The organism is Microbacterium sp. C448, from assembly GCF_000582705.2.
Taxonomy (GTDB): domain Bacteria; phylum Actinomycetota; class Actinomycetes; order Actinomycetales; family Microbacteriaceae; genus Microbacterium; species Microbacterium lacus_A.
Genome location: NZ_HG779636.1, coordinates 20,246 through 31,978 on the forward strand (window position 1 = coordinate 20,246; position 11,733 = coordinate 31,978).

At 68.4% G+C, this 11,733-nt stretch carries 11 protein-coding genes; 1 reads left to right on the forward strand and 10 read right to left on the reverse strand.

The window, feature by feature from the left end; all coding sequences use genetic code 11:
• The first annotated feature begins 36 nt into the window (after positions 1–36).
• Entirely contained in the window at positions 37–438 is a 402-nt protein-coding gene (locus tag MIC448_RS05690) for a heme-binding protein (protein ID WP_036297211.1), read from the forward strand.
• 17 nt (positions 439–455) lie between these two features.
• Here the strand turns inward: MIC448_RS05690 and MIC448_RS05695 are convergent, their stop codons facing one another.
• From MIC448_RS05695 to MIC448_RS05740, 10 genes are all read right to left on the reverse strand, one after another.
• The gene (locus MIC448_RS05695) at positions 456–1,073 is read right to left on the reverse strand and encodes a helix-turn-helix domain-containing protein (protein WP_036297213.1); all 618 of its coding nucleotides are present in this window, start codon (positions 1,071–1,073) and stop codon (positions 456–458) included.
• 14 nt (positions 1,074–1,087) lie between these two features.
• On the reverse strand, positions 1,088–2,128 hold the full coding sequence (gene add / locus MIC448_RS05700) for an adenosine deaminase (RefSeq protein WP_036297215.1): 1,041 nt from the start codon (positions 2,126–2,128) through the stop codon (positions 1,088–1,090).
• Positions 2,129–2,188: 60 nt separating this feature from the next.
• Positions 2,189–3,076 (reverse strand): ABC transporter permease, encoded by an 888-nt coding sequence (locus MIC448_RS05705; protein WP_036297217.1) that lies wholly within the window; start codon positions 3,074–3,076, stop codon positions 2,189–2,191.
• Positions 3,073–3,924, reverse strand: coding sequence for an ABC transporter permease (locus MIC448_RS05710; protein ID WP_036297218.1), 852 nt, complete (start codon positions 3,922–3,924; stop codon positions 3,073–3,075). Before MIC448_RS05710 ends, MIC448_RS05705 begins: the two co-directional genes overlap by 4 nt.
• Positions 3,914–4,738, reverse strand: a complete 825-nt coding sequence (locus tag MIC448_RS05715; RefSeq protein WP_036297220.1) for an ABC transporter ATP-binding protein — start codon at positions 4,736–4,738, stop codon at positions 3,914–3,916. The genes MIC448_RS05710 and MIC448_RS05715 overlap by 11 nt, the downstream gene beginning before the upstream one ends.
• Positions 4,739–4,768: 30 nt before the next feature.
• Positions 4,769–5,845, reverse strand: coding sequence for an ABC transporter substrate-binding protein (locus MIC448_RS05720; protein WP_036297222.1), 1,077 nt, complete (start codon positions 5,843–5,845; stop codon positions 4,769–4,771).
• A gap of 164 nt (positions 5,846–6,009) precedes the next feature.
• Positions 6,010–7,383 (reverse strand): amidohydrolase family protein, encoded by a 1,374-nt coding sequence (locus MIC448_RS05725; protein ID WP_036297224.1) that lies wholly within the window; start codon positions 7,381–7,383, stop codon positions 6,010–6,012.
• Between the two features lie 92 nt (positions 7,384–7,475).
• Positions 7,476–8,804, reverse strand: a complete 1,329-nt coding sequence (locus tag MIC448_RS05730) for a Zn-dependent hydrolase (RefSeq protein ID WP_036297226.1) — start codon at positions 8,802–8,804, stop codon at positions 7,476–7,478.
• A complete protein-coding gene (locus MIC448_RS05735) occupies positions 8,804–10,033 on the reverse strand; it encodes an alanine--glyoxylate aminotransferase family protein (RefSeq protein WP_036297228.1) in 1,230 nt (409 codons plus the stop codon). The genes MIC448_RS05730 and MIC448_RS05735 overlap by 1 nt, the downstream gene beginning before the upstream one ends.
• 139 nt (positions 10,034–10,172) lie before the next feature.
• Positions 10,173–11,733: AtzH-like domain-containing protein (locus MIC448_RS05740; RefSeq protein WP_036297230.1), on the reverse strand; the 1,561-nt coding region annotated here is incomplete at its 5' end.

Genomic DNA, 11,733 nt, shown 5'->3' on the forward strand with positions numbered 1-11,733 from the left:
CACTTCCCACCACCCTCACGATCAAAGGAGACCACCATGTCAGCTCTCACCCTCGCGGACGCCCGCACCCTGATCGCCGCCGCCGAAGCGCGCGCCGACGAGATCGGCCAGCCGATGAACATCGCCGTCGTCGACGCCGGCGGCAACCTGATCGCACACGTTCGCCAAGACGGCGCCTGGATGGGCAGCATCGACATCTCGATCAGCAAGGCGTGGACGTCGCGTGCCTTCGACATCCAGACGAAGGACCTCGGCGACAACTCGCAGCCGACGCAGCAGTTCTTCGGCATCCACACCACCAACGGCGGCAAGGTCGCGATCTTCGCGGGGGGCGTGCCCCTGCTGCGCGACGGCGTCGTCGTCGGTGGCCTGGGCGTCAGCGGAGGCTCGGGCGAGCAGGACCAGACGGTCGCCGAAGCGGGTGCCGCCGCACTCTGACGCGGACTCCGTACGGGCTACCAGCGCCCGGCGCCGGTAGCGCGCAGGCCCTGCTTCACGACGACCAGACGGTACGTCCGGCCGTTCGCCGACCACCAGCGGTGGTGAACACCGCCCGCGTAGTAGGCCGAGTCGCCCGCTTCCAGTGTCGATCGCTCGCCCTCGACTTCGATGTTGATGGCCCCCTCGATCACGTAGAGGAACTCGTCCTCGGCGTGCACGAAGATCTCGCCGGGTTCGGTGGCGCCGCCGGACACTTCCATCGGATGCAGCGGCCTACCGCCGCGCGCCAGCATCCGGGCGGAGCCGGCGGCGAATCCCTCGGGCACCGCCTCGTCCGTCGCGGCCTGTCTGTGCACCTCGACGGCGGGATGCGCGGATGCCGCGGCATCCGCTTCCGCGATCAGCTCGATCGGGCTCGTCTCGAGCGCCGAGGCGATACGCCGCAGCGACGACAGACTCGGCTGGGCGAGGCCGCGCTCGAGCTGGCTCAGGAACGGATGCGAGAGGTCCGTCGTTTCGGCGAGCCGGACGAGGGTCATGCCACGCGCGTGCCGAACGCGCCGGATCGCGGCACCGAGCCGCGTATCGGCGTCATCCGCATCCACCGGTCGCGAGGCGACGCTCGACGTCATGGTCGCGGCCCTCGCTAGACCGGCAAGGCGACGCCGCGGGAGCCCGCGTACTCCCCCACGCGTTCAACGAAGGCGGCCTTCTGCTCGGGCGTCAGCCACGATGCCTCGAACGAGTTGATGGCGAGCTGGACGAGGTCGGTCTCGGACAGCCCGGCCTGCTCGGCGAGGGCGACGTAGTTATCGCCGACGTAGGCTCCGAAGTACGCGGGGTCGTCCGAGTTGATCATGACGCGCAGGCCCGCCCGCATCAGGCTGACGATCTCGTCGGCCTTCATCTGCTCGGTGACGAACGAGTTCGACACGGGACAGCACGTGAAGCCGAGCCCTCGCTCCTTCGCGATTGCCACGAGTTCGGGGTCCTCCACGATGTTGGTGCCGTGGTCGATCCGCTCCACCCGAATGTCGGTGAGAACAGCGCGGATGTTGTCGATCGAGCCGACCTGGTCGATGTCGCAGTGCATCGTCAGCCGGAAGCCCTCGGCGCGGGCGCGGGCGAACACCTCCGAGAACTTGCTGGGCGGGTTGTCGCGCTCATCCGAATCGAGCCCGACCCCGATGATCCAGTCCTTGTACGGCAGCGCCGACTCGAGCGTCGCCGCCGCATCCTCTGCCGAGAAATCACGCAAGAAGCAGAGGATGAGCTCTGCGGAGATACCGAGCTCGTCCCCCGCCCGGACTGCGGCGCGGTGGTAGCCCGTGATGACGTTCTCGAACGGCACACCACGGCTCGTGTGCGCCTGCGGGTCGAAGAACATCTCGGCGTGCACGACGCCCTGTTCCTTCGCACGCAGCAGATAGGCCCAAGCGAGGTCGTGGAAGTCGTCGGCCGTCTGCAGCACCTGCATCGCCGGGTAGTACACGGCGAGGAAGCTCGTCAGGTCGGTGAAGTTGTAGGTCGCCTTGACCTCTTCGACGGTCTTCTCTGCCAGTTCGATGCCGTTGCGGGCCGCGAGTTCGAACTTGAGCTCGGGCTCGAGGGTGCCCTCGAGGTGAAGATGCAGTTCGGCCTTGGGCAGGCCATAGGCGAACGCAGTGAGCGCGAGGGAGTCGGTCATGGTGTCCTTTCGAACGGTGGAGACAACCGCACCCGAAGGCTCTGGGGCGGTTCGACGAGATCAGACGCGGTTGCCCATGCCCATGCGGGCGAGCGCCACGGACTCGAGGATCTGAACGACGTTGTAGAGGATGAGTGCGGCCCCGGTCACGAGGACCACAGCGGTCCAGACGGCCGAGAACTGTGCCCCCGAGATATACCCGCCCACGGCGCCGCCGATGCCGCCGCCGACGGCGAGCCACTCGGCGAGCAGGGCCCCTGTGATCGCGCCGGGCACCGAGATGCGGACGGCGGCGAAGAACTCGGGCAGCGAGCTCGGCAGGGCGACCTTGCGGAGACGGGTCCACGACGATCCGCCGTAGACCGTGACGAGATCGTTCATCTGGGGCGAGGCCGACTTGAGGCCGAACACGATGTTCACGAGTGCGGGGAACAGCACCACGATTCCGCCGATCACCGCGACCGAGGCGAACTCACGCCCGAAGATCAGGATGATGACGGGCGCCATCGCGACGAGCGGCACCGAACGCAGCAGCATCGCCATGGGCATGAGCGCGTGCTCAACGCCCTTGCTGAGCTGGAAGATCATCGCGACGACGAGGGCCACCACGAGGCCGGCGATGAACCCGACGACCGAGTGTCCGAGAGTCACCCAGAGCTGGCCGAAAAGCTGTTCGCGGTTCGCCTCGGAATTCGGCATGGTGAAGAGGAAGTTCCAGACATCGACCGGTCCCTTGCCGACGTACGGCGAGATCTGGAAGGCCCAGAGCGATCCGACCCAGATCACCAGGACGGCGACGATCGTGAGAAGGAACGTCAAGACGCTGCGCCCGAGCGCCCGGAGCGTGGCGCTGCGCGTTTCGCGGCGGATCTCGGCGTTCAGCTTGGCGGTCTGTTCTGCTTCGGAGACCGCCGCCACGGTGGGCGGCTCGGTGATGAGCGTGCTCATTTCGACACTCCCTTCGACCAGGGTGCGATGGCTCGGGCGACGAGGCCCAGCAGGCCGTAGCCCAGGAGGGCGACAGCGCCGGAAACGAGGGCGATATCCCACACGCGGGGTGAGTTGAGCGCCTGTTGCGCCGCGATCATCGCGGGGCCGACGCCGACCGTGATCTTGCCGAAGAACTCACCGAGCACGGCGCCGAGGAAGGCCGCCGGAACCGCGATCTGGAGCGCGTTCAGGATGGACGGAAGGGACGCGATCAGGCGCACCTTGCGCAGCTGCGTCAGCCGCGACCCGCCGTACACGGTGATCAGGTCGAGGCTGGCCTTGTCGGCCGCCTTCAACCCGAGCAGCGCACCGACAACGGTCGTGAAGAAGCAGCTGAGCGCCGCGAGGAAGATCGCGGTGGTCGAGGGCTGACCCGACGTCGGGATCGGCACGATGACCGTGAGCAGAAGACCCAGGGCGACGATCGGGATGCAGTAGGTGATGATCGCGAGCTGCATCACGACCCCCTCGAGCCGGGGGATGATCAGCACAAGCGCCGACAGCACCAGGGCGAGGCCGTTGCCCCACAGGTATCCGATCCCCGCCTCGGCGAGGGTCACCCCGAAGTTCCGGACGTAGAAGTTCCAGCCGGTGTTGAAGAACTCCATCAACACCTGAGGAGGTGTCGGGATCGCCTGCACCCCGCCCGGACCGACGTTCGAGAAAACGGTCGCTGCCAGGATCCACCACAGCGCGATGATTCCGACGACACCGATGAGTCCGGTGACCCACGCGGGAAGTTTGACGTCCTCCCACTGGATCGTGCGGGGCTTGGTAGCCTCGGGCGGCGCGACGCTAGTGGTCATCCGCCGCGGCGCCTCCCACGCCGAAGAGCAACTCGGACGCCTGGTCCACATACGCGTGGAACTCGGGCGTGCGCATCATCTCGGGTGTCCGGGGACGCGGCAGGTCGATCGTCATGACCTCTTTGATGCGACCGGGACGCGGGCTCATCACTGCTACCTGGTCGGACAGGAAGATCGCCTCCGAGATGCCGTGCGTCACGAGCAGTGTGGTGGCGGGCTTCTCGGTCCAGATGCGGAGCAACTCGAGGTTGAGCTTCTGCCGCGTCATGTCATCGAGGGCGCCGAACGGTTCGTCGAACAACAGCACCGATGGCTTCATGATGAGCGAGCGCGCGATCGATACGCGCTGGCGCATGCCGCCGGACAGCTGTGCGGGCTTCGCCTTCTCGAAGCCCGTCAGGCCGACGAGGGCGATCATCTCTTTGACGTAGTCCTTGTCGACGGGCTTGCCCGCGACCTCGAACGGCAGCTGGATGTTCGACTGCACGCTCCGCCAAGGCAGAAGAGCCGAGTCCTGGAAAGCGATACCCAGTTCGTTGCCCTTCCGGAGCTCTTTGGGGCTCTTGCCATCGACGCGCGTCGTGCCACTCGTGGCATCCTCGAGTCCCGCCAGAATGCGCAGGATGGTCGACTTGCCGCAGCCCGACGGCCCGAGCAGGGCGAGGAAGGTGCCCTGATCGGTGTGCAGGTTGGCGTCCTGCAGCGCGACGACGGTCTTGCGACCCACGCTGAAGACCTTGTTCAGTCCGGTGATCTGCAGGCCGGTGCCCAGGCTTGTCGCCTGGGCACCGGTCTGGGTGGCCGTTTCGGTCACAGTTGATATCTCTCGGTAGAGGTGAAGAACTCAGCCCATGTAGGCGATGAGGTCCGGGTTCTCTTCGTAAACCTCGGCGAGCAGGCTCATGTCGAAGAGGTCGCCCGCTTCGATCATGATGCCGGCGCCCTCGAGGCTGCCGATGGTCGATGCCTGCAGGGCGTCGCTGATCGTGAAGATCCCGAACTCCTCGGTCTCGTCCGACACGATGAGCTCGTTCTGCGCGATCGCACCGGCGAGCGAGTTCTCGGGGTTCAGGTCGAGGTCGACGCCGTACTCTTCGACAGCGAGGCGCGAGCCCTCTTCGGGGTCGTTCAGCGCGTCGGTCCAGCCGCGGATCTCGGCGACGAGGAACGCCTTGAGCATCTCGCGGTTGTCGGCGATCTGCTCGTCGGTCACCGTGATCGTCTCGGCGACGAACGGCAGGCCGTTGTCGGCGAAGGGCAGGTCCGTGGTGTCGAGACCCTGAGCGGCGACCGTGACCGACTCGTTGGTGATGTAGGCCATGAATCCGTCGACCTCGCCGTTGACGAGGGGCGCCGGGTCGTACTGAACCGGGACGATCGTCAGCTCGGACGGGTCGATGTCGTTCGCCGCGAGCAGCGCGTTGAAGAGCGTGGTGTTCGAGTCCTGCACGCCGATGCGCTTGCCCTTGAGGTCGTCGACGGTGGCGATATCGCCCCCCTCGGCGAGCGAGAGGATCGTGAAGGGGTTGGCCTGGAACGTTGCGCCGATGATCTTGAGGGGGGCGCCCTCGTTGGCGACGGCCGCGCCGACCGAGATCGAGTCGCTCAGGGCGACGTCGGCGGTGCCGCTGACGAGCTCGGCGACACCGGTCGAGGGACCGGGGACCAGGTTGACCGACGAGAAGCCGGCCTCTTCGTAGTAGCCCTTCGAGTCGGCGAAGTACTCGCCCGCGAACTCCTCGTTGAGGATCCAGCTGAGCTGGAGGGTCAGGTCACCGAAGCCCTCTTCGCCGGCGGGCGATTCGGAGGCGTCGGAGCCGCTGCCACTGGAGCAGGCGGTCAGGGCGAGAGCTGCGACGGCGACGCTCGCGCCGGCGACGGCGAGGCGGCGGCTGCGGGAGGAATTGAAGCGGAATGTCATGTGCTGTGTCTCCAGATTGGACGGGGTGGCACTCGGGTACATCGGCACGGTCAGAAGGCCTCGACCCTGCGCGATAAAGGTGACGCTATGGGATGTAGATTTCACGAACACTGGCGCAGTGTTTCGTCGCCGTTACACCTTCAGCGCGGCGGGCGCCGGCGCGCTCAGTGCGGGTGACGCCCCAGGCGCTCCGCCATCGCCGGCAGATCGCGGTGCACACGCTCGGATGCCTCGGCGGCGAGCGGGTTCGTCGACTCGCCGCTGCGCGAGACGAGCTTTCCGCCGACGTACACGCCGAGCAGGTTCCGCAGGCTCATCGACAGGACGTAGCTGCGGACGGGGTGCCAGAGCGGCCCCACGTCGGGGCGGCGCGGGTCGACCACGACGAAGTCGGCGAACTTGCCCACCTCGAGGCTGCCGACGCGGTCGGCGACGCCCATGATCTCGGCCGAGCCCAGCGTGTGCAGGCGCAGCACGAGCTCGGGCATCATCGACAGCGGATCCTTCGTGCGTGCCCGCTGCATCGCGATGCCCATCCGCATGTTCTGGAACGGGTCCGAGACATCCGTGCAGGCCTGGTCGTCGAGCCCCATGCCGACCTTCATACCCATCGCGATCATCTCGGGCACGAGGGCCGTGCCCGAGGCGAGGCGGCCGTTCGAGGCCGGCTGCCACGACATCGACGCCCCGCCCGCGGCGGCCTGCTCGATGATCTCGGGCGTGGTCTGGATGAAGTGACCGAACATCATGTCCGGGCCGAGGGCCCCGGCATCCCGGTACAGCGCGAACTTGGACTGCTGCAGCTCGACCGCCTCGGGCGACTCGAGGAAGTGGGCCTGGTTCGTCACGCCGAACCGCCGCATCGCCTCGACCTCGAGCTCAGCGGCCTCGGGACGCGGCGACCACTGCACCTGTCCCATGATCGAAGCGCCGAGCGCGAAGTCCGGGTCCATGGCGCGGGTGTGGGCGACGGATGCCTCGAAGCGCGCGAAGATCTCGTCATCCGTCCCCGCGGTGACGTCCATGCCGATCGAGTCGACGAAGCGAAGACCGGCGTCGAGGCATCCGTCGGCCTGACGCGTGTGGTACTCGGTGCCGCGCAGGGGGGCGTTGCCGACGCGCTTGCCGTCGACCATCGACTCCCACGCCTGCTGAGGGTCGGTGAAGTTGTAGGCGGTCGTGACGCCGTTGCCGAGGAAGTCGAGGGCGCCGTGCAGGGTCGACCAGTAGATGTCCTCCGGCGTTGCGTGCGCGGTCATGCCGAGCATCGAGTCGCACCAGCCGTAGAGGGTGTCGGCGACGCCGAGCCCACGCAGGCCGCTCGTGAAGAGGTGGCTGTGGCTCGAGACGAAGCCGGGGGCGACGAACGCACCGTCGACGTCGAGCACCTCGTCGGCCGTCGTGTCGCTCGGGTCGCCGGCGCCGATCCCCGCGATGCGGCCGTCTTCGACGCGCATCCAGCCGCGCTCGATGTAGCCGGGGTCGTCGGTTCCGGCGGAGACCGTGATGAGGCGGGCGTTGATGACGAGGAGAGACATGGGGTTCCTAACGGTGAGTGGATGTCCCAACTTTTCATCCCAAGTTCGTAGGTGGGGTGAAAAGTTGGGACACGGAAAGGGAGGAGGGGCCGTCAGCGGGGCTCGGCCGCCAGATGCAGAACCGACTCCGCCAGCGCGCGGATGCCGAGGGCCACATCCGCGGCGCTGACCGCCTCGTCGGGGTGGTGGCTGATGCCGTCCGGGTTGCGTAGGAACAGCATCCCGACATCGGTGATCGCGTCGATCGACATGCCGTCGTGGCCGGCGGGGCTGAACAGGGTCGCGGGATCGTCCGGAAGGTCGGGCAGCGCGCCGCGGATTCCCGCGCGGATAACGTCCTGGAGCAGCGGCGCACACATGACGGCGGGCGCATTGTGCACCTCGCGGGCCCGCCATCGCAGGCCGCGGCGGCCCATGATCACGTCGAGGTCACGCGAGAGGGCATCCCACACGCGATCGCGTTCGCTGTCGAACTCGCCGCGCAGATCGAGGCTGAAGTGAGCCTCGCCCGGCACGATGTTGACCGCGCCCGGGAACGCCTCGAGCTGCCCGACCGTGCCGATGACGTGGTGCTCGCCCGAGCAGATGCGCTCCACGGCGAGAGCGGCCTCACTCGCGCCGAGCAGCGCGTCGTGCCTCATGTCGTAGGGGGTGCCCCCCGCGTGCCGGGCCTCGCCCTCAACGACGAGCTGGAAGCGTCGGGCGCTCGCAATCGACGACACGACCGCGAGCGATTCGCCCCGCCGGTCGAGCTCGGGACCCTGCTCGATGTGCGCCTCGAGATAGCCGACGAGCTCATCGGGGCGACGCGCGGCCTCGCCGATGCGCCCGGGGTCGAGGCCGAATTCCAGCGCGGCCTGCCGCAGAGTGGTGCCGTCGGCATCCGTCAGCTGCCACCAGTCGTCGTTCCAGGTTCCGGCGACGGCGGATGACCCGAGCAGGGCCTTGCCGAAGCGGGTGCCCTCTTCGTCCGAGAACGCGACGACCTCGATCGCGAACGGCAGCGGTGAGACGCTGCCCTCGCCACTCGGGGACGGGACGCGCAGAAGCCGCACGACCTCGAGCGCCATCAACACCCCGACGATGCCGTCGAAGCGTCCGGCGTCGGGCACGGTGTCGAGGTGCGAGCCGATCATCAGGGCGGCCGCATCACGATCGGATGCGCGGTGCCCTGAGCCTGTCGAAGGGTGGAGTCGGCCGATCTGGTTGCCCGCGGCATCCTGGCGGGTCGACATTCCGACCTCGCGCATCCACTCCGCAGCGAGGCGGTTGACGCGAGCATGTTCGGTCGACAGGTACACACGTTCGATCTCACCGGGTGCGGCGGTGACCCTCGCAAGCTCGTCGCAGCGCGCCATGACGCGGCGGGCCGCGGCGGCGACGCGATCGGGCGTGAGGTCGGGCAGCAGGGTACGCGTCATCACGCCTCGGCGTGTCCGGTGTAGACATCGAGCGCGGCGTCGACCCCGCCGCCCACGGGAACCGTCGCGCCGAACCGCCGCAGCACCTGCTCGAGCGCGGCGAGGGTGGTCAGCACGGCGTCCTTGCGGGCGTTGTAGCCCATCGTGCCGATGCGCCAGACGCGCCCGTGCAGGGGTCCGAACGAGGTGCCGATCTCGATACCGAAGTCGTCGAGCATCGCCTGGCGTGCGGCATCCCCCGCCACCCCGTCGGGGATCTCGACGGCGACGACGTTCGACATCTTGTGCGCCACGTCGCCGAAGACGACCAGGCCGAGCCCGCGCACGCCCGCGAGCATCGCCGCGCCGTTGAGCTCGTGGCGGACCCTCACGGCCTCGCGACCCTCGCCGAGAAGCACGCGTGCGCACTCGCGCGCGCCGTAGAGCATCGAGGTTGCCTCGGTGTGGTGGTTGAGGCGCCGCGGGCCCCAGTAGTCGAGGATCATGCCGAGGTCGAAGTAGTTCGAGCGCACGAAGTCGGGCGCATCCTCGTCGCCGGCCTCGCGAATGCCGGCCTCGATCTTCTTCCGCGAACGGATGATTTCGACAGCGCGCTCCGACAGAGTGATCGGGGCGGAACCCGACGGTCCGCCCAGACATTTCTGCAGCCCTGCGGTCGCCGCATCCAGGCCCCAGGCATCCGCTTCGAACGGGTTGCCGCCGAGCGACGCCGTGGCGTCGGAGTAGAACAGCACGCCGTGCTTGGCGCAGATTGCGCCGATGTCTTCCAGCGGCTGCAGCATCGTGGTCGACGTGTCGCCCTGCACGAGGCCGAGCAGGTGCGGTTTGACCCGCACGATGGCCTCTTCGATCGCGGTGGGTGTGAAGACCTGCCCCCACGGGACCTCGATCGTGTGCACCTCGGCCATCGCGCGCTCCGCGATCTCGGCGAGCAGGTGACCGAAGCGCCCGAACACCGGTACGAGCACCCGATCGCCGGGACGGATGAGCGAGATCATCGCGGCCTCGATGCCGCCGCGTGAGGTGGAATCGACGAGGAACGTCGCGTCGTTCTCGGTCGCCCAGACCTGGCGGTAGAGCGCCTGCGTCTCGGTCATCGTGCTCGTCATGAACGGGTCGTACTGACCGACGAGCTGCGCCGACATCGCCGTGAGCACGCTCGGGTACGCCGAAATCGGGCCGGGCCCCATCAGCAGGCGGGCTGGCGGGTCGATCGGCAACGCGTTCATGCGAGGTCCTGTCTGTTCATGCTGGTGCTGGTGGCGGAGGCGCTCGTGGCGCCGAGTCCGCCGATTGTTGCCGAGAACGCCGGATGTTGACACGAAATACTCGGCGGACTCGGCAATACCCGGCGGTGTCGATGAACTGTCATGACGCCACCGCCCGGGCGAGGCGGCGCGCGAGGCGCACCAGCGCGATGTCGGTGCCGGGGCGCGAGATCAGGGACACACCCACGGGCGCTGCCCCCAGGTTCGACGGCACGGTCAAGAGGGGGATCGAGATGGAGGGCATGCCACCGATCGCGGCCGGCGTCGTCATGCGGAGCGTCGCGGCCCGCACGGCCTCGACCCGCTCGCCGCCGTGCGTGCGCATCGGCGCGGGACCGGGGACGGTCGGCATGATCAGCACGGTGTTGCTCGTCGCGTCGTGCAGTCGAGCCCGCAGTGCCTCGACCGTCGCGCGCGCCTCGGATTCGGTCTCGGCCGTCACCTCAGAGGCCACGCGGAACCGCTCGGCCACGGCAGGGGCGACCGCGCCCGGGTGCTCGCGCAGCCACGCGCCGTTGTTGCGCCACGCCTCCGCGCCCTGAACAGCCCGGAAGGCGCCCAGGTACTCGTCGAGATCGCCGACGGATGTCTCGGCCACCGCGGGCGCTTCGGCCACCTCCCCGAGGACGCCGAGCAGCGCCTCGAACGCGTCCCGTGTCTCGGGTTCGACGGACTCGAGCATCTCGGTCGGCACCGCGAAGCTCCACGGCAGGTCGCTCCCGGACTCGCCGAAGACGCTCTCGGTCGACTCCGATCCGTCGTAGCTCAGGCACCAGTCGACGATCTTCTGCATCGTGGCACCGTCGCGGGTCAGCCATCCGATCGTGTCGAACGTCTGCGCGAGGGGCAGCAGCCCTTGCCGAGGGACGAGTCCGTGGGTCGTGCGCAGCCCCCACAGGCCCTGATACGACGCAGGCACCCGGATGGACCCGGCCGTGTCGGTGGCCAGGCCGATCTGTGCCTGGCCGGTTGCCACGGCCGAGGCCGGCCCGCTCGATGAACCGCCCGGCAGCGCCCCGGGCAGGGCTCCGTTCGGCGGCGTGCCATAGTGCGCGTTGTCGCCGGCGACGCTGTACGCGAACTCGTCGGTTCGCGCGATTCCGCGAAGGGATGCGCCGGCCCGCAGCAGATCCGAGACCGCGGCGGCCGTGGTCGGCTCGACCCGTGCGGAGTCGAGGTATGTCGGGTTGCCCGCGCCGATGCGGTAGCCCTTGATCGCGAAAAGGTCCTTGACGGCGACGGTGAGGCCCTCCAGCGGACCCTCCCACGCGCCCTGCCAGAGCGGGTCGCCGACGGTGCGCCAGACCGACCGGTCGAGCGCCTGGGCACGCGGCGTCACATGAGCCGCGGTGATGAGCCAGCGGTCGTCGAATCGCTGCCACACCTGCGTCTGCAGCCCCGTGCCCCCGCCGACGTAGCGCGCGATCGAGACCAGCAACGCGACATCGGGCGCGAGCTCGCGGTACTCGATCCGCTCGATCGTGCGGGCCGGCACTCCCCCGCGCACGCCCCGGAACGCACTGATCGTGTCATGGCCCACGAGCAGGCCCGCCGCGTCGCCGCGCATCGTTTCATCACCCGGGGCGAAAGCCGCGTCGAGAGCGTCGAGGTCGTTGGCGATGATCGCCCGCTCGTACGCCTCGAACGCCTCGAGAAGGCCC